The organism is Methylocapsa polymorpha (genome assembly GCF_045689225.1).
Lineage (GTDB): Bacteria > Pseudomonadota > Alphaproteobacteria > Rhizobiales > Beijerinckiaceae > Methylocapsa > Methylocapsa polymorpha.
Genome location: NZ_CP136862.1, coordinates 3639652 through 3665755, shown reverse-complemented (window position 1 = coordinate 3665755; position 26104 = coordinate 3639652). Strand labels below are relative to the sequence as shown.

Below are 26104 nucleotides of genomic sequence, written 5' to 3'. Positions count from 1 at the left end.
CGACCTCTTCGCGAAACCAGCTCTCGCTTTCGCTGCTCTGGCCTTCAACGTTGCGCGGATAATGGGCCTCTGCCGGCTAGGCTTCAGGTCGGCCGTGATACGACCTGACGACAGTCAACATTCCTTGGGCGGATGCGCAAGCCGTTTAAATGCACGGGTAAGGTCGGTTTTCCGACGCGACCAGATTTGCGCGACATGGGCGCGCCATACAACCGCCTATCAAATAGTTGATTGGAGCATTGGGTGAGGCCATGGGCCTGTCGGCGGACTCTGGCGGCTCGCGGCGATTGTGCGAGCCTCTTGGGGTCTCGCTCGCTCGGCCAAGGAAATAGCCCGAGCTGGCTAGTGTGGTCCTCGACGCGACGCAAGCCGCGACAAAATATGCCGTTAGGCCAAAGCGCTACGCAGGCCGGCCACTTCGAGGCGAAGGACAGCGCTCCTCTGGACGAGAGGCCGTCGCGCCATGGCCCCGCCTCGCCCTACAAGGGCATGAAATCTATGCTATTTCGGTCCTAAACCGCGAAGCTGGAGCCGCAGCCGCAAGAGGCGGTGGCCGCTGGGTTGCTGATCTTGAACATACGGCCCATGAGGTCATCGATAAAATCGATGCGACAGCCGCGCAGATACTCCAGCGAAATCTGATCGACGAGCACGGTCGCGCCGTCGCGCTCCAAGACGAGATCATCCTCGGACCGTTCAGTCGTGACATTATAAGTATAGGTGAAGCCCGAGCATCCGCCGCCATCGACGCCAACCCGCAAAACCGAGCCGGCGGGTTCGGTCTTCAAGATCTCGGCCACGCGCCGCGCGGCGGCTTCAGTCAATTCGACAGGGGCTTCGAGTGCGACTTCGGTCATTTTGAAAACCTCGGGTGGAAAACCTCGCCAAAACCGCAAGCAATAAACGTGCTATAGCGGCGCGCTTGCTTCGCTTTGGAATAGGGAACATATGTCGCGAGCCCAGCAACTGCAATAAGTCGCGCCGGGGAACTGGACTTTCATGCAAGCTTTTGCTTTTCCGCCCGCGCGCGCGCCCTACGCCGCGGATGGGTCGCGGAGTCGCGGCCGCCTCATTGCGGAGCCCGTCTCTCCTTCGCGGACGGAGTTTCAGCGCGACCGCGACAGAATCATTCATTCGACGGCTTTCCGAAGGCTCGCCCACAAGACCCAGGTCTTCGTGCCGCATGAGGGCGATCATTTCCGCACGAGGCTCACCCATTCCCTCGAGGTCGGCCAGATTGCGCGGGCGCTCGCGCGGGCGCTTGGCCTCGACGACGACCTCGCCGAGGCGCTCGCCCTCGCGCATGATCTTGGCCACACGCCTTTCGGACATACCGGCGAGGATGCGCTCGACGAACTGATGCGCCCTTACGGCGGGTTCGACCATAATGCGCAGGCGCTGCGGATCGTGACCAAGCTCGAACGGCGCTACGCCGCCTTCGACGGCCTCAACCTGACATGGGAGACGCTCGAAGGTCTCGTCAAGCATAATGGACCGCTCTTGCAGCCGGACGGCGCGCCGGTCGGTCGCAACGCCAAGCGCGGGCTTCCGGCAGCGATCGTCGAATTTGATGCGGTTCAGAATCTCGAGCTCGCCCAATATGCGAGCGCGGAGGCCCAGGCCGCGGGGCTCGCCGACGACATCGCCTATAATGCGCATGACATCGATGACGGCTTGCGCGCTGGGCTCATCGATTTTTCGCAGATCGCCGAGGTCGATTTCCTGCGCGACATCGGCAGCGAAATCGAGTCGCTCTATCCTGGCCTCGAGCCTGCGCGGGTCATCCATGAGCTTGTCCGTCGCGTCATCACTCATTTCATCGAGGACGCGATCGAGGAAAGCCAGCGTCGGATCGCGGCGAGCGGGGTCGCGAGCGTCGAGGAGGTGCGCAGGCAAAGCCTGCCATTGATCGGCTTTTCTCAGGCGACGACCAGCGTTGACCGGCTGATCAAGAGCTTTCTGTTTCAAAACATGTATCGGCATCAGCGCCTGACCCGCGTTCGCGATCAGGCCGCCGAGATTATTCGAAATCTCTTTCCGCGATTTTTCGAGTCGCCGGAGTTGATGCCCGAGGAATGGGCCGAGGCGGCGGCCAGGATCGGCTCCGATGAAGCGCGGCGCGCCCGGCTCGTGTGCGATTATATCGCCGGGATGACTGATCGTTATGCGGTCGCCGAACATCACAGGCTTTTTGACGAGGCTCCGGATTTACGCTAGAGCGCTTGCCTCATTCGGGCCTAGTTGACCTTCGCTATCCTTTTGTTTTGTTGCGTTTTCTCGGCCCGAACCGCCAGCCGCTCCGGCGAAAGATCTTTGGCGTGGCGGGACCAATTGCGGGTCAGGGCGCCGAGCATTTCCCGTGTTGAAGCAAAGTTGGACTGAATGAACCTGTTTGCCGAGTTTCACGACCATATCGCAGCGATCCTGCGGAGGATCGTCGCGAGCGGACGCTTGCCGGACGATCTCGATCTCGGCCGTTTTGTCGTCGAGCCCCCGCGCGATCCCTCGCATGGCGATCTCGCCGCCAATGCGGCCATGGTTTACGCCAAGGAGGCGAAAGCCGCCTTCGCCAATCCGCGCCAGCTCGCCGTCGAGATCGCCGTAGCGCTCGCCGAACTCCCCGATGTCGCCGAAGCCGAAGTGGCCGGCCCCGGCTTCATCAATATTCGCGTCAGACCGCATGTCTTCGCGCGAATTCTGCGCGCCGCGCTGGAGCAGGGGCCGGACTTCGGCCGGCCAGCCGCAAAAAGCGCGGGCCTCAAGATCAATGTCGAATATGTTTCCGCGAACCCGACCGGTCCGATGCACGTCGGCCATGGGCGCGGCGCAGTGTTCGGCGACGCTCTTGCAAATCTGCTGGAGTTCGCCGGACATTCGGTGACGCGCGAATATTATATCAACGACGCAGGCGCGCAGGTCGACGTTCTCGCCCGCTCCGCGCATTTGCGCTACCGGGAGGCCCTAGGCGAGGCAATCGGCGAAATTCCCGAAGGCTTCTATCCGGGCGAATATCTAAAGGGCGTCGGCGCAGCCCTTGCGCAAGACCATGGCGACCGGCTCACCGCTCTGCCGGAAAGCGAATGGCTGGAACGGGTCCGCGCTGCTGCGATCGACGGCATGATGGCGATGATCCGCGACGATCTCGCCGCCCTCAATATCGAGCATGAGGTGTTTTTCTCGGAGCGCTCACTGACCCACGGCAGCGAGGGCGACCAGGTGGCGGCGGCGATCGCCGAATTGCGCCGGCGCGGCCTCGTTTATGAAGGACGGCTGGCGCCGCCCAAAGGCCAGCAGATCGAGGATTGGGAGGATCGTGAGCAGGTCTTGTTCAGATCAACCGCATTCGGGGACGACGTCGATCGGCCTTTGCTGAAATCGGACGGGTCCTACACCTATTTCGCGTCCGACATCGCCTATCACAAAGTAAAGATCGATCGCGGCTACGCTGTTTTGATCGATGTCTGGGGCGCTGATCATGGCGGCTATGTCAAACGCATGCGGGCGGCGGTCGAGGCTTTGTCCGAGGGCAGGGCCAGTCTCGACGTCAAGCTCTGTCAGCTTGTCAAACTGATGCGCGCCGGCGAGCCGGTGAAAATGTCGAAGCGGTCCGGCGACTTCGTGACCCTCCGCGAGGTGGTCGATGAGGTCGGCGTCGACGCGGTGCGCTTCATGATGCTTTTTCGCAAGAATGACACGCCTTTAGAGTTCGATCTGGCTAAAGTAATTGAACAATCGAAGGATAATCCTGTCTTCTACGTCCAATACGCCCACGCGCGGGCGAAATCAGCGCTACGTCAGGCGCTTGTGACAATTTCCGGTATTAACACATCAACCGAGGCGCTCGCGGCGGCGGATCTAGGCCTGCTCGATGACGAAGGGGAGCTGGAGCTCGTCAAGCTCATCGCGCAGTTTCCGCGTATTGTCGAAGCAGCCGCCTCGGCGCATGAGCCGCATAGAGTCGCATTTTACCTGCATGAACTGGCGTCAAGCTTGCACTCGCATTGGACTCGCGGCAAAGATCAGCCACAATTACGATTTCTTAATGAAGAACAGCCAGATTTAACCCTTGCGAGGCTGGCTTTGGTAAGGGCATTGGCGTCGGTGCTCGCGTCCGGACTTAGCGTTTTGGGGGTCAGCGCTCCCGATGAAATGCGGTAGGGACTCAACCGCCCAATCGCTGGCTGAGAGCATCAGCCGTGCGCCGGCGCGCCGAGTCGAGGCGCAGTTTTGCCGAAGGCTTTGTCGGCGCGTGAATTTGTCGGCAAAGGAGCAGCGTCCGCGACGCATGACGCCCCAGAGGGCGTCGTCTGAAGCGGGCTCCACAATCGCGGCGACGTCTATGGAGCCGAAATAGCCCATGGCGTGCGCGCGGCAGGAGGTAGAGGACATGCGCGAGCCTGTTGCGAAACGGCGCCCATTGATCGATTTGGAGGAGTTCGAAAGGCGTTTGCGCCAGCCGGATTCCAGGAACCGGAGGGACGACGATCCGCTCGTCGAACTTGCTCGTCTTCACGGTGAGCAAGCAGACCCATACAGAACCGTATTCGAGCCGCCAGTCCACCATTCGGCTGAGATATGGGACGAGGGCGAGCACATCGGGCGCGACGAGCGGGAGCGTCTTGAAGCGCAAGAAAATCTCGTCGGCGGCGATTTCGCCGCGATCGAGGCTGGGCTACTCGGCGCAAATCGGCAAGGGTCGGCGTCGACGCTGGCCGGCGTCGACGACTTGAGCGCCTTCATGGAGGCTGACGGCGGATCGGATCATTGGCGCTATGAAGACGACGCCGCATTGTCTCAGCCCAGCGACGGCGGCGACGACGAAATAAGGTCAAAGCGCCCGCTTTATCTCATGGCGGGGATCATCGTTATTGGAATCGCCGGCATAGGCGCAAGTTTCGCCTTCAAAGGGAGCGTTTCCGGTCCTCGCGAAATCGCAACAATCAGGGCGGCGGACGGACCCGCCAAGATACAACCCGAAACAACCGCCAGCGCGGAGGTTCCGAGCGAGGACGCCTCGATCCTGAACAGATCGCCGCAACCGACCCCTGTGGCGCTCGTCAACAACGCCGAACAACCCGTCGACTTGTCGCAAGCCGCCGAGAAGGCGCCGCGCGGGATCGCCTATGGCGGCGCCAGGCAGCGTTCCGACAATGGCCTCGGCGGCGGCGCCGCGAGCGTTCCGGTGCCGCCTCCGCCGGAGCCAGCCCAGCCGCAGCCTCGCGCGCAGACCCAGAGCGAGCCGCTCAGCATTGCGGCTTTGATCGAGCCGAAAAAAGTGAAAACGGTATCGGTCCGGCCGGATGGCACGGTGCTTCCAAACGACAAGCCGCCGCAGATGCCCGCCCAGGGTACGGCACAGTCCGCTCAGCACATGGCCGCCGATGCGTCCAAAGCGTCGACTCCGAAGACGACCGCGCGGGTCGCGACGACGCCTAAGCTCCCGCCCGCGGCAGGGGCCGATGCCGGCCAGCCCGCGCAGCAGGGAGCAACTGCCGCCAAAGCCAAGCCCATTCAAGTCGCCGAGGCCACGCCAGGAACGGCGAAGACGAGCGAAGCAGGCGGCGGGGCTTTCTCTGTCCAGCTCGCGGCGCCCGAATCGGAACAGGAGGCGCGCGACATCCAGGTGAGGCTCATGAAGAAGCTCAGCAATGAATTGTCGGGCTTTCATCCTGCGATCCGCAAGGCGTCGATCGGCGAAAAGACCGTCTATCGCGTGCGCGTCCCGAATCTGTCGCATGATGAGGCCACCGCATTATGTCAAAAGGTTCAAAGCGGCGGAGGCGCTTGTTTCGTCGCCAAGAACTGAAGCATGCGTTTGGGCTGTCTCACCTGCGCGAGATCGGCCCAATGCGCGCCCTGGAGCGCACCAAAGGAACGCATGCTTCGGTTGAGAACTTTGTGGAAACCTTCAACCTGTGTGAAACCCTTGTTGCGGGGTAGGTTTGAACGCGTCAAGGTTCGGCGTTGAGGCGGACGCCTCGGCCAGGGAGCGCTGTTCGTTGGATTTGGGTTTCGAGCAAGATACGGTCGAGGTTAAAGGCGAAACCTCATTCGTGGTCGATGTCGAGGGTTTCGAGGGTCCGCTCGATCTCTTGCTTGATCTCGCGCGCCGGCAAAAAGTGGATCTACACAAGATTTCGGTTTTGGCGCTGGCCGAGCAATATCTCGAATTTGTCGAGGCGGCCCGCAGCCTGCGTCTCGAACTGGCGGCCGACTATCTCGTCATGGCGGCCTGGCTCGCCTATTTAAAGTCTCGGCTTCTCCTTCCACGAGCGGAAAAAGGCGAAGAGCCCGCGGCTGAGGAACTCGCCGAGGCGCTGCAATTGCGGCTGCGTCGTCTCGAGGCGATCCGCGCCGCCGCTGAAGCGCTCGTCAATCGGCCCCGCTTGGGGCGAGATGTTTTCGCGCGAGGCCAGCCGGAGCGGGTTGACGCATCCGGCGCGCCACAGTGGCGGGCGAGCCTTTACGACCTTCTCTCCGCCTATGCGCAGCGGCGCCAGAAGCACGCGCTCACGCGAGTCACGGTGAAGCAGCGTTTCGTCTGGTCGCTGGCTCAGGCGCGCGGCGAGCTGGAGAAACTCGCTGGGCGGGCGCTCGATTGGACGGTGCTCGATTCTTTCCTCGCGGCCTATTGTGCGACGCCTGAAAGCCGCCGAACAATCCGGGCCTCGGCGCTGTCGGCCTCACTCGAAATGGCGCGCGAGGGCGTGATCCTTCTCCGGCAGGATGAGGCTTTCGCGCCGCTCTGGATCAAACGCAAGACTCCGGCCGTGGCGCTCGCTCCGCATCAGGCCGAATCCTAAGGCGAAAAAAGGGGGCTCGCGTGGCGGAAATCGCCAGACTCTTTCGGGAAGACGACAATGACGGCGCTCCACAGGATGGGCTGGGCGAGATTAGCTCCGCCTTGGCTGAGGGCATGCGGATCGCCGAGGCGCTCCTCTTCGCCGCGGCCGAACCGCTCTCTGAGCAGGACATCGAAAAGCGCATGCCGCGCGGCGTCACGGCCGCGATGGTTCTGGAGACGCTGAAGGCGGATTACAGCTCACGCGGCGTCAATCTGGTGCGGGCGGGCGGCGCGTGGATGTTCCGAACAGCGGCGGATCTCGCCTGGCTATTGGCCACGGGCGAGGGCGAGCCGAAGCGGCTTTCCCGCGCGGCGCTCGAAACGCTCGCGATCATCGCTTATCATCAGCCGGTGACGCGCGCTGAAATCGAGGACATTCGCGGCGTCGCAATTTCCAAGGGCACGCTCGACGTTTTGCTGGAGACCGGCTGGGTCCGGCTGCGCGGCAGAAGGCGCGCGCCCGGCCGCCCAATCACCTATGGGACCACGCAAGCTTTCCTCATTCAGTTTGGTCTTGAGGCAATCACGGATCTTCCCGGCCTCGAAGAACTGAAGGGCGCCGGTCTTTTCGATGGCCGCCTTCCGCCGGGCTTCGGCATCCCTCAGCCGTCGGACGCGGCGGACCTCGCCGCCGACGAAGACCCGCTCACCGATGAACCGGTCGAGCCTCCCGCACCTGAAATCTCGGAGCGAGACCTGGAAGGCCAGACGCCCGCGCAGGACGATTCAATGCTGGATGAACCCTTGGAGAGGGAAACGTAGGACCTCTCGGGCTGATCAAATGAAATCCGGCTTGATCGAAGGCTTGCGCTCCGTCCAGGCCGGAACCGGGAGATTTTTCGAGCGCAAGAATTCGGGATTGAAGAGCTTCGATTGATAGCGCGCCCCGGAATCGGCGAGGATCGTCACGATCGTATGGCCGGGCCCAAGATCCTTTGCGAGGCGGATTGCTCCGGCGACATTGATCCCTGACGAGCCGCCGAGCAGAAGGCCCTCGTGTTCGGCGAGATCGAACACGATCGGCAGCGCTTCCTCATCGCTGATTTGATAGGCGAGATCGATCGGCGCATCCTGAAGATTGGCGGTGATCCGGCCTTGGCCTATCCCCTCCGTGATCGAGGAGCCCGCCGATTTCAATTCGCCGCTCGTATAATAGGAATAAAGAGCCGCTCCCAAAGGATCGGAAATCGCGATCTTGATATTGGCGTTCTTCGCCTTCAGAGCCAGGGCGACGCCGGCGAGCGTTCCGCCCGTGCCGACGGCGCAGGTGAAGCCGTCGATCTTGCCCTCCGTCCCCGTCCAGATTTCGGGTCCGGTCGTGTCCAGATGGCCTTGGCGATTGGCGACATTGTCAAATTGATTGGCCCAGATCGCCCCGGCCGGGTGCTCCTTGGCGAGTCGTTCTGCCAGCCGGCCGGAAAGCTTCACGTAATTGTTGGGGTCGGAATAGGGGACTGCCGGCACCTCGATCAATTCAGCGCCTTGCAACCGCAGCAGGTCTTTCTTTTCCTGGCTCTGCGTGTCCGGAATGACGATCACGGTTTTGTAGCCGAGCGCATTAGCGACGAGAGCGAGGCCGATCCCTGTATTTCCCGCAGTGCCCTCGACGATCACGCCGCCGGGTTTCAAGGCGCCGCGCCCAACTGCGTCCTGAATAATGGCGAGGGCGGCGCGATCCTTCACCGATCCGCCCGGATTCATGAACTCCGCTTTGCCGAGAATCGTGCAGCCCGTCGTTTCCGAGGCGTGCCTTAGCCTGATGAGAGGCGTCTTCCCGATCGCCTCGATCACGTTTGCTGCTGAGTTCATGAAGTGAAGTCCTGCAATTTTGTCGAAAAACTATAGAGCGCGCGCAAGCGCCGTGTCGAGCGTTCAAGCCCTATGCCAATTGATTTTCGCTGTGTTGACGAGCCCGAATGGGGCTGAGGCGGCAGCCTCAGCCGGCCAAGGCTTTAAGGCGCGAGCTGAAAGGAGGGCGCGAGAGACCAACGCAGTCCAGTCGGCACCGAAAGACTTGGACCCGCCAGTCTGCCCTCGTAGCCGATAGAGTTGTTAAATCAAAAGGTTCAGGTCAACCTCTAATGCGGCTCCCGATAGAGGAGGCGGCCAACCAAGCCGGCGATCACGGCGCCGCCGATCGGCGCGGCCCAGAAGAACCAAAGCTGTTTGACATATTCCGCTCCAGCGAAAAGTGCGGGCCCCGTGCTTCGCGCCGGGTTAACGGACGTGTTGGTGATCGGGATCGAGATGAGGTGAATCAGCGTCAAGGCAAGGCCGATCGCAAGCCCTGCAAATCCAGCGGGCGCGCTCGGCGAGGTGGCCCCCATGATGACGAACAAAAAGAAGAACGCCAGGATCGGTTCGATGATCGCGGCGGACAAGAGCGTGTAGTGTCCAGGGCTCAAATCGCCATAGCCGTTCGAAGCGAAACGGCCAAGAACGAAATCCGGCTGGCCTTCCGCCACAATTTTGAGGATAGCCGCCGCGGCCACCGCGCCGAGCACCTGCACGACGATATAGGGCAGCACATAGAGGGTTGAAAACCGGCCTCCCACCCATAGGCCGACAGTCACCGCAGGATTGAAATGGCCGCCGGAAATATTCCCGACCGCATAGACGCCAGTCAGAACTGTGAGCCCAAAAGCAAAGGCCACACCTATGAAGCCGATCCCCAGCTGCGGATAGGCGGCGGAGATGACCGCTGCGCCGCAGCCTCCGAAAGTGAGCCAGAAGGTGCCGAGAAATTCTGCGAGGACGCGCCGGATGAATGTCATAGTTTCCGCCCCTTTTAGGTTAAAAATTATATACAAGTATTTGTAAAATCAGCTCCTTTCGATTAATCAGAACGACCGTCGCGTCGAATTACTCATGAGCGAACACGCGCAGAAAGCGACAGGTCTAAAAATATACGTTAATTCAATAGCTTGCGTCCGCTTCAATGGCGCCGCACGCTGCAATTCTATTTTTAATGCTAAAGCTGGGCTCGGAGTTCCAAAGCGTCGGCCTCAAATATCTCACGCTGTGGTCGTCAGGCGATTACCGAGCGCCCGGCAAGCGGATGATCCGGCAGGGATCGCCCGCCTTGCCCGCTGGCGCATAGGGCGCGCGGATCACGAGGCATTGCGCCTGCGCGAGCACCTTGAGAAGCGAAGAGTCCTGCGCCTCGAATGGCCTCGCCGCAGGCAAGCCCGTCGCGCTCGGCGCAAGCGTCGCGCGCAAATAATCCTGTCGGCCGTCGTTGGCGCTTACCGCATCGCCAAGCACAGCCGGCTCGCTCGCTTCCTCTCCAGCCTTCGGATCGCCAGACAAGGCCCGGACGAGAGGCCACAGAAAGAGCAGGCCCGCGACGATCGCGGAGACCGGGTTGCCCGGCAGACCGAGGATGGTCATCGGCCCGAGCCTTCCATGGATCAATGGTTTGCCGGGGCGCATGGCGATCCGCCAGAAGCCGAGCTCCATTCCTTCCTTGGCGAGCGCCGGCTTGACGAGATCGTGATCGCCGACCGAAGCGCCACCCAGCGTCACAAGAACGTCCGCCCTTACGTCGCGCGCCGCCCTGACGCCGGTTTCGAGAGCTTCGAACGAGTCCGCGGCAATGCCGAGATCGATCGGCTCGCCGCCCGCGCTTTCGACGAGCGCCGCCACGGCGAAGGAGTTCGAGGCGACGATTTGATCGGCGCCGATGTTTTGGCCAGGCGCAACCAGTTCATCTCCGGTCGCAAGAATGCCTACGCGAGGGCGCCGCGTCACAGCCAATTCGGCATGATTCATCGCCGCCGCGAGCGCGATCTCATTCGGGCCGAGGTGCCTCCCGCGCAAAAGCAAGACCTCCCCCTCGACAAAGTCGAGGCCTTTCGGGCGGACATAGGCGCCTTCCCCAACGCTTCGTAAAGGCTCGATCAAACCGGCTTCGGCGCGGGCGTCCTCCTGGATGAGGATCGCATCGGCGCCGTCCGGCACAGGCGCGCCCGTAAAGATCCGCACGGTTTCCCGCGCGCCAAGCCGCCCCGAAAAGCCATGACCCGCCGCGCTCTCGCCTATCCGCCTCAGCTTTACCGGCAGTTCGGCGAGATCGGCGGCGCGCACGGCGTAACCGTCCATCGCCGAAACGGCTTTCGGCGGCTGGGTTCGCCTGGACGCGAGATCTTTCGCCAAGGTTCGGCCAAGCGCCCGGGCCAAAGGGACGATTTCGATCGGACGATCCGGCGCGACCTCCGTAAGGATGCGCGCGCGCGCATCCGCGACAGACAATGGGGGCAGCGCGTTCATTGGGGCGAAATCTCCTCTCGCGTCCAATCTCCCGATTTGCCCCCGCTCTTTTGCACGAGTTCGATCGCATCGATGCGCATGCCGCGATCCACTGCCTTCAGCATGTCATAGATCGTCAGGCACGCGACCGAAACCGCCGTCAGCGCCTCCATTTCAACGCCGGTCTGGCCGCCCACTTTAGCGAGCGCGCGCACCCGGATTCCCGGCAGGGCGGGATCCGCCTCGAAATCCACGCCAATGTTGGTTAGCAGCAAGGGATGACAAAGCGGGATCAAATCATGGGTTTTCTTCGCCGCCATGATTCCGGCGACGCGCGCCGTCGCGAAGACGTCGCCCTTCTTGGCGTTCCCCGACAAAGCGAACTCCAGCGTCTCCATCCGCATGACGACCCTGCCTTCCGCGACCGCGACGCGTTCGGTCGCGGCCTTGCCGGAAATATCGACCATATTGGCTTCGCCAGCGGCCGAAAGATGGGTGAGATGAGGCGCTAAGGTCATGTTTGTTGATGGAAAAGCCGCACTGCCGGACGCGTTCTCAGAGCAATCCATGTTCGCGTTTGTCTTGCGCGTGCGGGGCATGCGGCGCTTGGCCGGTCAGAAGATCACGTGTCGCCGCAGTCACATCTTTGTGGCGCATCAGGCTCTCGCCGACAAGGAAAGTCGATATTCCATGGGCTTGCAGGCGCAGAAAATCCTGATGGGTCGCTATGCCGCTCTCGGCGACTACGACCCGATCCGGCGGAATTTTTTCCGCGAGCCGTTCGCAAACCTCAATGGATGTCTTGAACGTGCGCAAATCCCGATTATTGACGCCGATAAGCTTTGTTTCGAGACTCAGCGCGCGCGCGAGCTCCGCCTCTTCATGGACCTCGACGAGAATGTCGATCGAGAGATCATGGGCGGCGCGGGTCAAGGCGCTCGCTTCCGCGTCGCTGACGCAGGCCATGACGATCAAGATGCAATCGGCGCCATAGGCCCGCGCTTCATAAACCTGGTAAGGATCAAAGAGGAAGTCCTTACGAAGGCAAGGCAAATGCGTCGCCCGCCGCGCCGCCTCAAGGTCGGGGAGATCGCCTTGGAACGAAGGCTTGTCGGTGAGCACCGACAGACAAGTCGCCCCTCCGGCGTCATAGGCGCGGGCGAGCGCGGAAGGATCGAAATCGGCCCGGATCAATCCTTTCGACGGACTGGCTTTCTTGATCTCGGCGATCAAGGCGAAATGGCCGGTCTCGTGTTTTGCTTCGATCGCCTTGAGGAAACCGCGCGGCGGATCATGATCATGCGCCTTGCGCGCCAATGTCTCGAAGGGCATTCGCACTTTCGCCTGGGCGATTTCGCGGCGCTTATAGGCCTCTATCGTCTTCAAGATGTCGGTCATGAACTTCGCCTTGTCGCGTTGGCCGGGAAAGCTGAGGCGCCGGAACGCGGCGCGGCGCGGTTCGAAATCTTCACGAGCTTTGAGAGGGTGTCGGCCACGGCCCCTTGGTCAATGGCCGCCGCCGCGAGAGCCGCGCCCTCTTTCAAATCAGCGGCTCTTTCGGCGACGACGAGCGCCGCCGCCGCATTCAAGACGGCTATATCGCGATAAGGCGTCTTGGCGCCATCGAGCACCGCTTTAAGCGCCGCCGCATTGTGGGCGGGATCGCCCCCGGCGAGATCGGCGAGCGAGGCGCGGGGGAGCCCGGCGGCTTCCGGCGTAATCTCGAATGAACGAATTGCGCCGTCTTCTAGCGCAGTGACGAAGGTCGGGCCGGTAGTGGTCGCCTCGTCGAGACCATCCGCTCCATGCAGCAGCCAGACGCGCTCGGATCCAAGTCGGCGCAACACTTGCGCGAGAGGCTCGAGCCAGCTCGCCGCGAACACGCCGAGCAGCTGATATTTGACGCCGGCGGGATTGGCGAGCGGGCCGAGCAGGTTGAAAATGGTGCGGGCGCCGAGCTCAACCCGCGCGGACGCGACATGGCGCATTGCGGCGTGATGCGTCTGCGCGGTCATAAAACCGATGCCCGCCTCCGCGACGCAGGCTGCAACCTCCTCGGGCGCGAGGCCGGTCCGGACCCCGAGCGCGCCGAGGACGTCGGTCGAGCCGGATTTCGAGGACGCGGCGCGATTGCCGTGCTTGGCCACCGGGACGCCGCAGGCGGCGACGATCAATGCCGCCAGAGTCGAGACATTGAAGGTTCCGTGCCCGTCGCCCCCGGTGCCGACGATATCCATCGTGCGCGCCGGCGCATCGACCCGCAGCATTTTCGCCCGCATCGCATTGACGGCGCCGGCAATCTCCTCGATCGTTTCGCCGCGCACCCGCAAAGCCATCAGGAAGCCGCCGAGCTGGGCCGGGGTGACCTCGCCCGAAAAAATATGATGGAACGCAGTCTCGGACTCAACCTCCGTCAGGCTCGACCCAGTCGCGACCTTGGCGATCAGCGGCTTGAACGCGTCCATGTCAAATCCTCAATGTCCGGCTCGCCGTCTGGTCCGGTTCCATTGCGCCGCCAGATCGAGGAAATTGTCAAAAATCCGCAAACCATGTTCGGACGCAATGCTTTCGGGATGAAATTGCACGCCATGCGCGGGAAAGCGCTTATGCGAAAGCCCCATGACCAACCCATCGGTCTCGGCGGTGACGCCGAGGTCATCCGGGAGCGTGTCGGCTCGCACGACCAATGAATGATATCGCACGGCTTGAAAAGCTCCGTTGATGCCGCGGAAGACCGTCTCGCCGTGATGGTCGATAGTGGCCATCTTCCCATGCACCGGCGTCGGCGCGCGAATGACCTCGCCGCCATAGGCCTCGCCCAAAGCCTGATGGCCGAGGCAAACGCCGAAGATCGGAATCGCCGCGCCGGCCGCCTTGATGAGGTCGAGACAAATCCCGGCGTCGCTCGGCCGGCAGGGGCCCGGGGAAAGGACGATCGCTTCCGGCGAAGCGGACATGATCTCGGCGACGCTCACCTTGTCGTTGCGATGCACGGTTACAACCGCGCCGAGCGAACCGAGGCAATGCACCAGGTTCCAGGTGAAACTGTCGTAATTGTCAATAAGCGTGATCGCGGCCATGTGCGCATTTCGTCTTCGGGACGGCTGTTTTGGGCCGCTCCCGCACCGACGTCAAGGCGCATCCCCTATGCTCCGCGTCTTGCAACCTTTTGAATGTTTGGGGCGGTCCCAACCGGAGAAACCAGAAGGCGCTGAGCGGCGGCGAAATATTCGTCGCGCCGTTCCTCAATCTTGTCGACTGGCGATGGACGGTGGTGGTTCGGCGGCCTTGTTCGACCGTACACAGTTCCGTCGGGCAGCTTGTAGCTTGCGATGATATTCAACAAGCTCCGCCTGATGGTCCCCTCGCTTGGCTGGCTCCAGAGGCTGGCGTTTGCAGTCAACGCGTGAGCGAGATCGGGCGCGGCATGCAAAGTGTTTTCGCTAAAGCGAACGATGGCGCCGCCGGGCGCCGCGACAATTCCGCGACTGATGAATTGTTGCAGAAAATCAGATGGCGAGGCGGCTCTTTGCGCCCGGCTAATCCGCTTTCCCATGACCTGCGGAGCATAGAATTCTGTGCCGAGCGCTTCGGGGTCCTCTGAATTCCCCGCGTCTATCGCGGTTACGACGTAAATCACCATTTTGCCTTCGGTCGCGTGTCTATGAATGCGATCAAATAATAAATGTTGTCCCTGCTCGTAGCTGGCGCGAAAAAACTGCAAGCTGATTTGACATTGGTCGGCCACTTTCCGACCTGCATGCAAGTAGAAATCATCAATGATCAATCGCGTTGTCGGCAGAAGGTGGGCCAAATTGCGGGGAACGCAGGTAATGCTGCTATCCTGCCCTTTGATCTCGAATGCGCCGACGTTATAGTCGTCGCCAACGGTGAATTCCGACAAATTTGGAACAAGTCCGACAATTTCCGGAAAATCGCGGTCGGAATCCAAAAATTCCTGAGCCGCGCTTGCATTGTAGCCCGAGCCATTCGCGCTGGCTGCGAGACCATCAGGATAAATAATCAGTCCGTCTTTCGATAAGACAGAATAGTCGATTTGCATTGGCGATGGTCCCGAATCATGCCAGCGCCGCCGGGACTGACATCGGCTCAGTGGTGTGTTTGCCACCCGCCAAGCAAGATTTTGGCCTCTCGCGTCATCATTGTCCGCGCTTGATCCTGGTCGCGAAACGGACCGCCTCTTCCGCGGCGCGAAAAAGGGCTTGCGCCTTATTGACGCATTCGCGCTGCTCATAGGCCGGATCGGAATCATACACGACGCCAGCGCCGGCCTGGACGTGCATCATTCCATCCTTGACGACCGAGGTGCGCAGAATGATGCAAGTGTCCATCTCGCCTGAGGCGCCGAAATATCCGATGCAGCCGCCGTAAATGCCGCGCTTGTCGGTCTCGAGCTCGTCGATGATCTCCATCGCCCGCACTTTCGGCGCGCCGGAAACCGTACCTGCCGGAAAGCCGGCGCAAAGCGCGTCAATGACGTCATGCCGGCGGTCGAGCGCGCCCTCGACGTTCGAAACGATGTGCATGACATGGCTATAGCGCTCGACGACGAATTTTTCGGTCACCTCGACCGAGCCGATTTGAGCGACGCGCCCGACATCGTTGCGGCCAAGATCGAGCAGCATGAGATGCTCGGCGCGCTCCTTTTCATCGCTGAGGAGCTCGCAAGCGAGACGCTCGTCCTCTTGCTTCGTCTTGCCGCGCCACCGCGTGCCGGCGATCGGACGAATCGTCACTTTCCCCTCGCGCACGCGGACGAGAATTTCCGGGCTCGAGCAGACGATCTGGAAAGGCCCGAAATCGAGATAGCAGAGAAAGGGAGAAGGATTGACGCGCCGAAGCGCGCGATAGAGCGAAAAGGCCGGCAGCGCGAAGGGCGCCGAAAAGCGCTGCGACAGCACGACCTGAAAAATATCTCCGGCGCGAATATAATCCTTGGCGCGCTCGACCATCTCATGGAAGCGCTTTTCCTCGGTGTTCGAACGCGGCTGGCCCGCCGCGAGATATGGATCCGCGCAGACGGCTTCATGCGCGAGCGGCCCTTCGAGCGTGGCGACCACGGCCTCGATGCGTTCGAGAGCGCGATCATAGGCCGCGCGAAAGGCGACGTCCGGCTCTGGACGCAACGGCGTGACGACAAAAATCTCTTCCTTCACCGCATCGAAGACGACTATGACGGTCGGGCGCATCATCACGGCGTCCGGCGTTCCGATCGGGTCGGGCTTCGCCGCGCCGAGACGCTCCATCTGGCGCACCATGTCATAGCCAAGATAGCCGAATACGCCGGCGGCCATAGGCGGCAAATCTTCCGGCTCCTCAATCCGAGATTCGGCGATGAGGCTGCGCAGCGCCGCCAGCGGCGCTTCGACGCAAGGCGTGAAGCCATGTGGATCGATCAGCGCGCGTCGATTAATCTCCGCTCTGTCGCCGAAGGCGCGCCATAGAATGTCCGGGTCGAGGCCGATCATGGAATAGCGGCCGCGCGTTGCGCCTCCTTCTACCGATTCGAGCAGAAAGGCGCCGCCGGCCCGGCCCGCCGACAGTTTCAAAAAGGCGGAGACCGGCGTCTCCAGATCGGCGATGAGGCGGGCCGAGACGAGGCGCGGCTGACCCGCCTCGTAGCTTTTCGCATAGGCGTCCCGGGAAGGTTCGAACATAAGCTTCGCTTAATAATCGTCGGGCGAAGCGCCGGCGGCGGCGGCGAACGCCTGCATGTTCACCTTCACGCCGAGATCGTCCTCGAGCTTGGTCAAATATTGCGCCAGCACGTCATCGGCGAGCCCGTTCTTGACCTCAGCCGATATGGCGACGAGATCCGGGGCGCTAAAATCGATTGCGGGGACCTCGGCGCCTGTGACCTGGAACAGAAGTCGGCCGCCGTCTTCCGTCCGGGCGGAACCCGCGCCGCGCAGGCCGACGTTGAATATTTGCGCGACCACCGGCGGCGTGAGCTCTTGCGCAGATGGCGCGCCGGCCCCGCTTCGCTTCACATTGGTCGCATGCTTGATCGCAAGATTGCCCTCGGCCGCGATCGCCGCAACGGATTCTCCGGCCTCAAGTCTCTTGGCTAGCTCCGCGCTTTTTGCCGCCAAGAGCTTCGCCGTCTCGTCGGCGCGCCAGGATTTTTCGACCTCGTCCTTGACTTCGTCGAAGCTCTTCTGCCGGGCCTTGTCTATATTTGCGACCTCAAACCATTGATAGCCGCCTTCGCCGGCCCTCAATGTGTCATTGTCGACCCCTATGTCAGAGGCGAAAACGGCCTTCAGCAAGGCCTGGGCGTTCGGCAGATCCGCGACAGGCGCTCCCTGCAGGTCGGCGCCGACTTTGTCTACGGCGGCGAGCGCCCGCGGCTCGAGGCCGACGCTTTTCGCGGCTTCGGTCAATGATTTGCCAGAGGCGCGTTGATCCTCGATCGCGTCATGAAGCCGCGCGACCTCCGCCCGAGCGCCCTGCAAGGCGATCTCGCGCTTGAGATCCGCCGCGACTTCGGAGAATGGCTTGACGCTCGTAGGAATAATCTTGTCGACGCGCAAAAGGACAGTGCCGAATTGCGCCTTGATCGGCGCGCTGACCTGACCTTCGGGAAGCGCGAAAGCCGCCGCGGCGACGCTCTTGTCGACCAAACCGTCGCGCGTCACGACGCCAAGGCTCGCGTCCTTTTGCGTCAAGTTCTTTTCTTTCAGAAGGTCATCGAAGGTCTTTCCACTATCTAGCTTTGCGCGGGCTTCCGCAGCGCCCGAGTCGTCGGCGTAAAGAATCTGCTCGATCGCACGCTTTTCCGGCGCTCCGAAACGCTCCGTCTTGACTTCCTCGTAGCGTTTCTGCGCGTCGGCGTCGGAAACGCTTTCAGGCTTCGCGATCTCGGCGGGCGTCAGCGTCAGGACCACGAGGCCGCGATATTCGGAGGTGCTGTAATTTTGTTCGCGGTCATCAAAATATTTTTTCAGCTCGTCCTGCGAAGGAGTGGGAACGACGCCGGCGGCCGAGGCGGGAAGGACGATATAATCGACGCTGCGGCTTTCCGTCTGATAGCGATGAATGGCCTCCAGCATGGCCTTCGGCAATTGCAGTCCATGCGTCAGACCATCGGTGATTTCCTGGCGTAAATAAAAGGCGCGCTGCTCGCGCACGAATCCCTTTTCGTTCAGGCCATTGTCACGCAGAACCTCTTCAAAGCGCACGCGATCGAACCGGCCGCCGGGTCCCTTGAACGTAGGGTCGTTGGTGATCGCCTTGGCGATCTCCTGATCGCTGATGGCGAGGTTGAGCGCGCCCGCTTGTTGATCGAGCGCGGCGTTGGCGATGAGGCGGGACAGCGTCTGCCGGTCGATGCCGAACTGGCGCGCTTCCTCATTGGTGACATTGCGCCGCAACTGCCGCTGCAGACGCTGCAGCTGGCTCTGATAGGCGTTGTGAAAGGCGTCGGCGGTGATCTCAACGCCGCCCACCTGCGCCAGCTTATTGGCCCCGAAGCCGCGGAAAATATCGCCAATGCCCCATATGACGAAGCTCAAAATGATCAGGCCCATCACGATCGCCATGATGGAGCGGCCGATCCAGCCTTGCGTTGCGGCGCGCAATTTCTCGAGCATGTCGAATATGTCTCTTTCGGGAGGAGGGGCTTTGCCGGGCTTTTACAAATTCGGGCGGGACTATAAGAAGATGGCCTCGCGCATGCAACGCGGCGCCGACCCGCCAAAATCGGAAACACATTCATGCCAGATAGACAAGTTTCGCCTCGGCTGCGCCCGCTCGTGGCCGGAAACTGGAAGATGCACGGCCTGCGCGAGGCTCTCCCGGAGATCGCCAAGACATGCGCGGCGGCGGCCGGGGGCGGAGCGGGCGAGGCGGAACTCGTCATCTGTCCGCCGGCGACCTTGATCATGGCGGCGGCGGCGATCTGTGAAGGATCTCCGGTCGCAATAGGCGGCCAAGATTGCCATAGCGCGCCGAGCGGTCCTTTCACCGGCGATATTTCAGCTGAAATGCTGAAGGATGCGGGCGCCTCCTATGTGATTCTCGGCCATTCCGAACGCCGGTCCGGTCATAATGAGGGGGATGAGAGCGTGCGCGAAAAAGCCTGCGCCGCATTCCGGGCCGGCTTGACCGCGATTGTCTGCGTCGGCGAAACCAAAGCCGAACGGGAGGCTGGCGAGGCTTTGCCGACCGTCGGCGCGCAACTGACCGGCTCGATTCCAAATTCGTCCGCCTCGGAAGGCCTAGTTATCGCCTATGAGCCGGTTTGGGCGATTGGCACCGGCCTCACGCCGACTCCGCATGACATCGCCGAGATGCATCGATTCATTCGCGCGAGGATCAACGACCATCTGCCGGGGCAGGGCGACAAAATACGGATTCTTTATGGGGGATCGGTGAAGCCGGACAATGCCGCGGAATTGATGGCCGTCGACGACGTCGACGGCTTCCTCGTGGGCGGCGGCAGCTTGACTTTCAAGGATTTCATGGCGATCGCCGGCGTCTATCGACAAGCGGCGAAGGCGGGGTGAGGCGTTAATTGGCCTCGGGCGTTGTGGTCCGTTTTGCCGCCATAGCCTTGCTCTCCATGATGTTTTTGAAGACGGGTTCGGCGGCGGCTCTTGCGAGGTCGGCGATCCGTTGTCGGCACCAATCTGATGTCGCCCCTTTGAGTTCCGAGTTATCTTTATCGAGTCTTTTGGCGAGGTCCGCCGTTTGCTTTTCCGTTAAGCCTCCTAGAACGAGCTTGAAATTTTCTTCCCCAGCATTTCGCCAAATAGCGCGCGCCTTCTCGAGACTTATGCCTTTGTCTTTAAGTGTGGCGCCAATGGCTTTTTGCTCAACTGTCAAAGCGGCTGCCTTCGCTTTACCACTTGTTTTTGGTTTGCTCGGCGCCGGCTTAACGGGTTTCCCCACCGGTTCCGCCGCGCCGCTCGCGAGTTCGACAAGTAGCTGACGTAGGCGGACGGCGGGCGCGGTCTTAAGGTCTGGATTGTCCTTGTCCAATTTTTTTACGAGAGCCGCGCTAGTCGAATCAGCTTGTCCTTCGAGGACATGCGCAAAGACTTCACCGCCAATCACACGATAAATGTCCCGCAGTCTTTCCAGATTTGTCGTTGTCGGCTTGAGTTGGCCGGCGACTAGTTTTCGCGCCAGACTATTGATCTCCGCAGCAGCGTCCGGGAAAATTAGAGGGGTTGCTACGATTGCGCGAAGGACTGTCAGGCCGTCGATTTCAATTGCCATGAAGAACTCCCTTCAACTCTTGGACGAGTTGGTCGAGCATCGAGGTCACGCCTTTGTACTTCCGGTTGAATGTTGGGATTTCATCGCCTTTGCTAAGAGCCTCGGCTAGGGCGGCGGCCTGCTGTACTTTGGTCTCAAGCACGCAAATCATCGGATCTTTGAGTTTTGCTGAAGCTTCTAACCGTTCGACATACTCTTTGTGCTGCTTAAGGTTTCTTTGGAACCGTGTAATAAGGACTTGAGGCAGCAGCTTCGGGAGAGGAAGTCCAGCGGTTCGCGTTTGCCAAAGAATTTGGTAAAATGCCCTTAATCCATAAACGGAGATAAAATCCGGAATCGTCGGCACAAGAACAAGATCGCTTGCCCGGATGGCGACCTCGCTTATCGTCGAAATGCCGGGAGGACAATCGAAAATAATATAGTCATACAAGTTACTTAGCGGCAAAATTTCTGTCTCAAACAATTTCCATATTTTCTGTTCGATCGCCGCCATTGCAAGGTTTCTTGCGGTGAGCAGATACACAATGTTGCGCTCCACAATACGGAGTTGCGGCCCGCAGGGAACAAGGGAAATTTTGAGAGGATTGCCTGCGTGGCATGTACTGCTGACAGACCCGCGGATTTTCAGGGACTTCGACTTATCTTGAGTTACCAGGCGATCCTCAAGAAAACCATCAATCGTATTTCCGTCTCTGATCATCTTCGCCAGTATATCATCGCCCGCGAGACAGACCGACGCGCTGGCCTGGGGATCGAGATCGACGACGAGGATGGACGCGGCGGGATTGTCGGCGGCGAGCGCCTCGGCGAGGCTGACCACCGTCGTCGTCTTGCCGACGCCGCCTTTCATATTCGCGACCGAGATCAGCTTGCCCGCCATTACCCGCTTCCCCGCACCACGCCCGCAAGGCGCTCTTTCTGCTCGCTCGTGAGTCGCGCCTCCAGAAATCCTTCGATCGCGGCCGGAAGGGTCTTCTTGCGAGCGGGATCGACAAGGATCTCGCAGCCTCCGTCCGAAGAGGGATCCCGCATTCGAATCAAGCCGATTCCGTGCTCTTCGCATTGATCCTCGATTTCAGCGAGCCGCGCCTCCGCCTTGGATCGTTCCGGCAAATGCCAGACGAGATGGCCGAAATGGGTGAAGCGGGTTTGCGCCAGAGCTTCATGAACAGCGGGCACGGAGCCGCCGGATTCGGTCTTTAGCTCGAAGCTGTGCACATCGACTTGCGCGCCGGGCAGAAACTTGAATCGCATGGCGCTGATCAAGATGAAGTCCGGACGAGTCCAGCGGCCTTTCGCCGATCCCATCGCGGAGGTATCCTGCACGGTCACTATTCCATCGGCGGGAAGATCGAGTCCTCGGCGAAACGCGCCTTCGAGATAGGCCCGCAATGGCTGCATCAGGCGTGCTTCCGGCCAAGGCTCGGAAGCCTCTGGCCGCGCGTCCTGGGCGACGAGGGGCGGCGGCGCGGAAAGAAAAATCTGGCCGCTCTGTCCGCGAAGCCTTCCGACTTTTCCCCGCTGAAGAAGGAGATCACGCGCCGTGAAATTAAAGAGTCGGCTCGATTTGCGTTTCGAATTCGCGCGACAGCATGACCCGCATGACCCGATTCAGCACTGGAGTCCCGTCCTGAGGCAGCAAGGCCAGAATATGCTTTCCCAGGACCTCTGGCGTAATTTGCGCAGAACTCATCAGGATTTCAGTCTCGAATGCGGCTTCGTCATCTGGGGGGCGGGAAGGGGAGCGCTGCGTGGGGCATTCAATTTTGAATATTTGCAATCTACATATGATTTATCAAAAATAAAAGTCGCCAGTTGCGTAATGTATATTTCGCTTTTTTCGAGCCCCGCGCAGGACGGTGAGAACCGCCACTTGAAAACGAATTCGGATCAGCGCAAAAGAGCGCAGAATTGGATTCAGGCGACTAATAGGGACGCGGCTGCGGGTCGAATGAGGCCACGTCGGTGACGCCCGCCAGGTGAATTTTGCGTCAGGCGACGCCAGCGCTTGGAGCAGGGTCGGCCAAGCCTGCGGGAATTTCCCCTTGGTCGGAACATGCTTTAGCAGCGGCGCCAGTCGCTCACGGAGAAAAAATTGTCATGCAGTCGGTCTTGATCGTCATTCACCTCATGATCGTGGTCGCCCTTGTCGTGACCGTGCTCCTGCAGCGTTCGGAAGGCGGCGCCTTAGGCGTCGGCGGCAGCGGCTTCATGACGGGCCGCGGCCAGGCCAATGTCCTGACGCGCGCGACGGCCATCCTCGCGGCCTTATTTTTCGCGACGAGCCTTGGCTTGACCGTTCTCGCCAAGCTGAATCAGGCGCCGGCCACCCTCATTCAAAGCGCGCCGCCTGCAGCGCCGGCAGGGGAAGCGCCGGCGCAGGCTCCGGTCCAAAATAATCTGCTTGATCAATTGAAACAGTTGGAGGAGCAGCGCCAGCAGGGGCCGGCTTCGGACCAGCCGAGCGCGCCAGGCGGCAAGTAGCTCCAGCGCGCCGCGTTGCGCGATTTCGGCGGTTCATGACAAGAGAATAAGGTCGGCGCTCGTTCACGCTTTCGTCAAAGAGCTTCGCTTGGCGACATTTGTGTGGATGACGAGAGGGAGAGCATATATCGGCTCCCCAAATGAGCGGAAACAGGATAACCCTCAAGGCCCATGGCGCGGTATATTTTCATCACCGGCGGCGTGGTGTCTTCGCTCGGCAAAGGGCTCGCGTCGGCGGCTCTAGGAGCGTTGCTGCAGGCGCGCGGCTATACCGTGCGCTTACGCAAGCTGGACCCTTATCTCAACATCGACCCGGGGACGATGAGCCCCTATCAGCACGGCGAAGTGTTCGTCACCGACGACGGCGCCGAGACCGATCTCGACCTCGGCCATTATGAACGGTTCACCGGCCGGCCGGCGGTGCGGGAAGACAATATCACGACCGGCAGGATCTATCAGGGGATCATCGCCAAGGAGCGTCGCGGCGATTACCTTGGCGCGACCGTCCAGGTCATTCCGCATGTGACCAATGCGATCAAGGATTTCGTCCTGAACGGCAATGAGGGCGTCGATTTTGTCCTGGTCGAGATTGGCGGAACGGTCGGGGATATTGAGGGCCTGCCTTTCTTCGAAGCTATCCGGCAGCTCGGCAATGACCTGCCGCGCTCGCATGCGATCTACATCCATCTCACGCTTCTGCCTTACATTCCGAGCGCCGGCGAGCTTAAGACCAAGCCAACCCAGCATTCGGTCAAGGAATTGCGCTCGATCGGCATTCAGCCGCACATCCTTCTTTGCCGCACCGAGCGTGAGATCCCGCGCGAGGAGCGCCGTAAGCTCGGCCTCTTCTGCAATGTGCGCGAAAGCGCGGTCATCGAGGCGAGGGACGTCGCCTCCATCTATGACGCGCCGCGCGCCTATCATGCCGCGGGCCTCGACCAGGAGGTCCTCGCCGCTTTCGGGATCGAGCCCGCGCCAAAGCCGGACATGAGCCGCTGGAATGCGGTGATGGAGCGCATTCACAATCCAGAAGGCGAAGTCACGATCGCGATCGTCGGCAAATACACCGGGCTCAAGGATGCTTACAAATCCCTCATCGAAGCTTTGAGTCATGGCGGCATCGCCAATCGGGTCAAGGTGAGGCTCGATTGGATCGAGTCGGAAATTTTCGAGGGCGCCGATCCCGCGCCTCATCTCGATGATGTGCACGGCATTCTCGTTCCTGGCGGGTTCGGCCAGCGCGGCGCCGAAGGAAAAATCCTCGCGGCGCGCTTCGCCCGCGAGCGCAAAGTGCCTTTCTTCGGGATCTGTTTCGGGATGCAGATGGCGGTGATCGAGGCGGTGCGCTCCTTGGCGGGAATCCCCGAGGCGAACTCCACCGAATTCGGTCCAACCAAGGAGCCTGTCGTCGGCCTTATGACCGAGTGGATGCACGGCAATGAATTGCAGATCCGCGCGGCCGAAGGAGACCTCGGCGGAACCATGCGGCTCGGCGCCTATCGCGCGCTGCTCGCGCCCGGCTCGAAGATCGCCCGCATTTATGGAAAGACCGAGATCTCCGAGCGGCATAGGCATCGCTACGAAGTCAACACCGCCTATCGTGATCGGCTAGCTGATAAGGGCCTCACCTTCTCCGGCCTTTCCCCCGACGGGCTTTTGCCCGAGACGGTGGAGCTCAGCGATCACCCTTGGTTCATCGGGGTGCAATTTCATCCCGAGCTGAAATCGCGGCCTTTCGAGCCTCACCCGCTCTTCGCCAGCTTCATCGCGGCGGCGCTCGAGCAATCGCGGCTCGTGTGATCTTGTTCGAGAACGTTCCGTTCTCCCAAGGCGTCAGCCGACCTGCTCCGCGCGCAAGATCCTGAACACAAGCCGACAACCGTCATAGAGTTCGAGCGTCCGCCCGTCGGCCAGCCCGCGCGCGTGCTCGATCGCCGCGTCGTCATTGTTGCAATCGAGCGCCTTCGATTTCCTGATGCGGCCTTGGTCGTCAAGAAAGAACAGGCGGTAGTCTGCGGCCTCCGCCGGACAATCTGAGGTCATTGGCTCCGCCTTGGGGCTGCGCGCCGTTTTCGACCAAATTTTAGCAAGAACGGGACCAAGCCTCTGGCGACAAGGACAGCCCGGAGGCTCTCCCATGCAAGCCGTCGGATCCAGGTTGATCAGGCGCCGGCCAGGGCTTAGTTTGCGCTCAAATTCAGCCTGTCTACAGGATTGATGGAGATCGACATGGAACTGCGCCCGCTTGGCCAAACCAACCTCCGCGTCTCGGCGATCTGTCTCGGGACCATGACCTGGGGACAGCAGAACACGGAAGCTGACGGCCACGCGCAGATGGATTATGCGCTGGCGCGCGGGATCAATTTTTTCGATACGGCCGAGGCTTATTCCATTCCGCCGCGCCCTGAGACGCAGGGCTCGACCGAACGCATCATCGGGTCTTGGTTCAAGGCGCGCAAGAACAGGGACAAGGTGATCCTCGCCACGAAAGTCGCCGGGCGCGGCCAGATGACTTGGCTTAGGGGCGGCGAGCCGACGGAGCTCAACAGAAAGAACATTAACGCGGCTGTCGAAGGCTCATTGAAGCGGCTCGAGACCGATTATATCGACCTCTATCAGCTTCATTGGCCGGATCGGCCGCTTCCTCTATTCGCGGATCAAACCACGACATTTCCAGGTCTACCGTCAGGCCCCGAAAATCCGATCGAGGAAACCCTTGAAGCGCTCGGCGATCTCGTCAAGGCCGGCAAGGTGCGCCATGTCGGGCTTTCGAACGAGACATCCTGGGGAACGATGCGCTTCATCCACGCCGCCGAAGCGGGCAGGGGTCCGCGCGTGGTCTCAATCCAGAACGCCTATCATCTCTTGAACCGGACATTCGAAGTAGGCCTCGCCGAAATCGCCTTGCGCGAGAAGGTCGGCCTGCTCGCCTATTCGCCGCTCGCGCAAGGCTATCTCACCGGCAAATATCAACGCGGCGCGCGTCCGCCGGGAGCGAGAACGACGCTTTTCGACCGGGGCCAGCGCTATGAAAAGCCGGGCGTCGAGGAAGTCATCGACGAATATTTGGCGCTCGCCAAGGAATTCGGCCTCGATCCGGCGCAATTGGCTTTGGCCTTCGTGACCTCGCGGCCTTTCGTCACCTCGAATATCATCGGCGCGACGACGCTCGAGCAATTGAAGACGGACATCGATTCGGTCGATGTGAAGATCCCGCCGGACCTCGAAAAGCGGATCAACGCCATTCATAATCTTCGCGGCAATCTCGCGCCTTGACCAAGAGGC

At 61.0% G+C, this 26104-nt stretch carries 25 protein-coding genes; 9 read left to right on the top strand and 16 right to left on the bottom strand.

Annotated features, from left to right (window positions below):
* Nucleotides 1-512: 512 nt before the first annotated feature.
* On the bottom strand, nt 513-857 hold the full coding sequence (gene erpA / locus RZS28_RS16935) for an iron-sulfur cluster insertion protein ErpA (protein WP_407338900.1): 345 nt from the start codon (nt 855-857) through the stop codon (nt 513-515).
* 142 nt (nt 858-999) lie between these two features.
* Here erpA and RZS28_RS16930 point away from each other — a divergent pair, with 142 nt between their 5' ends.
* The 5 genes from RZS28_RS16930 (at nt 1000) to scpB (ending at nt 7606) form a co-directional block, all read left to right on the top strand.
* Nucleotides 1000-2217, top strand: coding sequence for a deoxyguanosinetriphosphate triphosphohydrolase (locus RZS28_RS16930; protein WP_407338899.1), 1218 nt, complete (start codon nt 1000-1002; stop codon nt 2215-2217).
* Nucleotides 2218-2382: 165 nt separating this feature from the next.
* The gene (gene argS, locus RZS28_RS16925) at nt 2383-4158 is read left to right on the top strand and encodes an arginine--tRNA ligase (protein ID WP_407338898.1); all 1776 of its coding nucleotides are present in this window, start codon (nt 2383-2385) and stop codon (nt 4156-4158) included.
* Nucleotides 4159-4387: 229 nt separating this feature from the next.
* A complete protein-coding gene (locus RZS28_RS16920; RefSeq protein ID WP_407338897.1) occupies nt 4388-5806 on the top strand; it encodes an SPOR domain-containing protein in 1419 nt (472 codons plus the stop codon).
* A gap of 193 nt (nt 5807-5999) precedes the next feature.
* Nucleotides 6000-6803, top strand: a complete 804-nt coding sequence (locus RZS28_RS16915) for a segregation and condensation protein A (protein WP_407338896.1) — start codon at nt 6000-6002, stop codon at nt 6801-6803.
* Nucleotides 6804-6823: 20 nt separating this feature from the next.
* The gene (scpB, locus tag RZS28_RS16910) at nt 6824-7606 is read left to right on the top strand and encodes an SMC-Scp complex subunit ScpB (protein WP_407338895.1); all 783 of its coding nucleotides are present in this window, start codon (nt 6824-6826) and stop codon (nt 7604-7606) included.
* A 15-nt stretch (nt 7607-7621) separates the two neighbouring features.
* Here scpB and RZS28_RS16905 read toward each other — a convergent pair whose 3' ends face one another.
* The 10 genes from RZS28_RS16905 to RZS28_RS16860 all read right to left on the bottom strand — a co-directional run bounded on the left by RZS28_RS16905 (nt 7622) and on the right by RZS28_RS16860 (nt 18705).
* Nucleotides 7622-8653, bottom strand: coding sequence for a cysteine synthase A (locus RZS28_RS16905; protein ID WP_407338894.1), 1032 nt, complete (start codon nt 8651-8653; stop codon nt 7622-7624).
* A gap of 269 nt (nt 8654-8922) precedes the next feature.
* The gene (aqpZ, locus tag RZS28_RS16900) at nt 8923-9618 is read right to left on the bottom strand and encodes an aquaporin Z (RefSeq protein WP_407338893.1); all 696 of its coding nucleotides are present in this window, start codon (nt 9616-9618) and stop codon (nt 8923-8925) included.
* A gap of 262 nt (nt 9619-9880) precedes the next feature.
* Entirely contained in the window at nt 9881-11113 is a 1233-nt protein-coding gene (glp, locus tag RZS28_RS16895; protein WP_407338892.1) for a gephyrin-like molybdotransferase Glp, read from the bottom strand.
* On the bottom strand, nt 11110-11610 hold the full coding sequence (gene moaC, locus RZS28_RS16890) for a cyclic pyranopterin monophosphate synthase MoaC (protein ID WP_407338891.1): 501 nt from the start codon (nt 11608-11610) through the stop codon (nt 11110-11112). Before moaC ends, glp begins: the two co-directional genes overlap by 4 nt.
* Before the next feature lie 37 nt (nt 11611-11647).
* A complete protein-coding gene (gene trpC, locus RZS28_RS16885) occupies nt 11648-12490 on the bottom strand; it encodes an indole-3-glycerol phosphate synthase TrpC (RefSeq protein WP_407338890.1) in 843 nt (280 codons plus the stop codon).
* Nucleotides 12487-13557 carry an anthranilate phosphoribosyltransferase gene (trpD, locus tag RZS28_RS16880; protein WP_407338889.1) on the bottom strand — a complete coding sequence of 357 codons (1071 nt, stop codon included), beginning with the start codon at nt 13555-13557 and terminating at the stop codon, nt 12487-12489. Before trpD ends, trpC begins: the two co-directional genes overlap by 4 nt.
* A 9-nt stretch (nt 13558-13566) precedes the next feature.
* Nucleotides 13567-14172: an anthranilate synthase component II gene (locus RZS28_RS16875; protein ID WP_407338888.1), complete on the bottom strand. Its 606-nt coding sequence runs from the start codon at nt 14170-14172 to the stop codon at nt 13567-13569.
* A 65-nt stretch (nt 14173-14237) separates the two neighbouring features.
* A complete protein-coding gene (locus RZS28_RS16870) occupies nt 14238-15155 on the bottom strand; it encodes a hypothetical protein (RefSeq protein ID WP_407338887.1) in 918 nt (305 codons plus the stop codon).
* A 97-nt stretch (nt 15156-15252) separates the two neighbouring features.
* Nucleotides 15253-16770 (bottom strand): anthranilate synthase component I, encoded by a 1518-nt coding sequence (trpE, locus tag RZS28_RS16865; protein WP_407338886.1) that lies wholly within the window; start codon nt 16768-16770, stop codon nt 15253-15255.
* 9 nt (nt 16771-16779) lie between these two features.
* Nucleotides 16780-18705 carry a SurA N-terminal domain-containing protein gene (locus RZS28_RS16860; protein ID WP_407338885.1) on the bottom strand — a complete coding sequence of 642 codons (1926 nt, stop codon included), beginning with the start codon at nt 18703-18705 and terminating at the stop codon, nt 16780-16782.
* Nucleotides 18706-18828: 123 nt separating this feature from the next.
* Here RZS28_RS16860 and tpiA point away from each other — a divergent pair, with 123 nt between their 5' ends.
* Nucleotides 18829-19620 (top strand): triose-phosphate isomerase, encoded by a 792-nt coding sequence (tpiA, locus tag RZS28_RS16855; protein ID WP_407338884.1) that lies wholly within the window; start codon nt 18829-18831, stop codon nt 19618-19620.
* A 4-nt stretch (nt 19621-19624) separates the two neighbouring features.
* On the opposite strand, the gene RZS28_RS16850 is transcribed toward tpiA, so the two are convergent.
* The 4 genes from RZS28_RS16850 to RZS28_RS16835 all read right to left on the bottom strand — a co-directional run bounded on the left by RZS28_RS16850 (nt 19625) and on the right by RZS28_RS16835 (nt 22028).
* Nucleotides 19625-20335 (bottom strand): hypothetical protein, encoded by a 711-nt coding sequence (locus RZS28_RS16850; protein WP_407338883.1) that lies wholly within the window; start codon nt 20333-20335, stop codon nt 19625-19627.
* Entirely contained in the window at nt 20325-21215 is an 891-nt protein-coding gene (locus RZS28_RS16845) for a ParA family protein (protein WP_407338882.1), read from the bottom strand. The genes RZS28_RS16850 and RZS28_RS16845 overlap by 11 nt, the downstream gene beginning before the upstream one ends.
* Nucleotides 21215-21736: a hypothetical protein gene (locus tag RZS28_RS16840; RefSeq protein WP_407338881.1), complete on the bottom strand. Its 522-nt coding sequence runs from the start codon at nt 21734-21736 to the stop codon at nt 21215-21217. Before RZS28_RS16840 ends, RZS28_RS16845 begins: the two co-directional genes overlap by 1 nt.
* A 148-nt stretch (nt 21737-21884) precedes the next feature.
* Nucleotides 21885-22028, bottom strand: coding sequence for a hypothetical protein (locus RZS28_RS16835; RefSeq protein ID WP_407338880.1), 144 nt, complete (start codon nt 22026-22028; stop codon nt 21885-21887).
* A gap of 407 nt (nt 22029-22435) precedes the next feature.
* On the opposite strand from RZS28_RS16835, the gene secG reads away from it, so the two are divergent.
* Both secG and RZS28_RS16825 read left to right on the top strand, forming a co-directional pair.
* Nucleotides 22436-22819, top strand: a complete 384-nt coding sequence (gene secG, locus RZS28_RS16830) for a preprotein translocase subunit SecG (RefSeq protein WP_407338879.1) — start codon at nt 22436-22438, stop codon at nt 22817-22819.
* A 171-nt stretch (nt 22820-22990) separates the two neighbouring features.
* Nucleotides 22991-24619: a CTP synthase gene (locus RZS28_RS16825; RefSeq protein WP_407338878.1), complete on the top strand. Its 1629-nt coding sequence runs from the start codon at nt 22991-22993 to the stop codon at nt 24617-24619.
* A 33-nt stretch (nt 24620-24652) separates the two neighbouring features.
* Here the strand turns inward: RZS28_RS16825 and RZS28_RS16820 are convergent, their stop codons facing one another.
* Entirely contained in the window at nt 24653-24862 is a 210-nt protein-coding gene (locus RZS28_RS16820) for a hypothetical protein (protein WP_407338877.1), read from the bottom strand.
* Between the two features lie 186 nt (nt 24863-25048).
* Between RZS28_RS16820 and RZS28_RS16815 the strand changes: the two genes are divergently transcribed.
* Nucleotides 25049-26095, top strand: coding sequence for an aldo/keto reductase (locus tag RZS28_RS16815; protein WP_407338876.1), 1047 nt, complete (start codon nt 25049-25051; stop codon nt 26093-26095).
* The last annotated feature ends 9 nt before the right edge of the window (nt 26096-26104 follow it).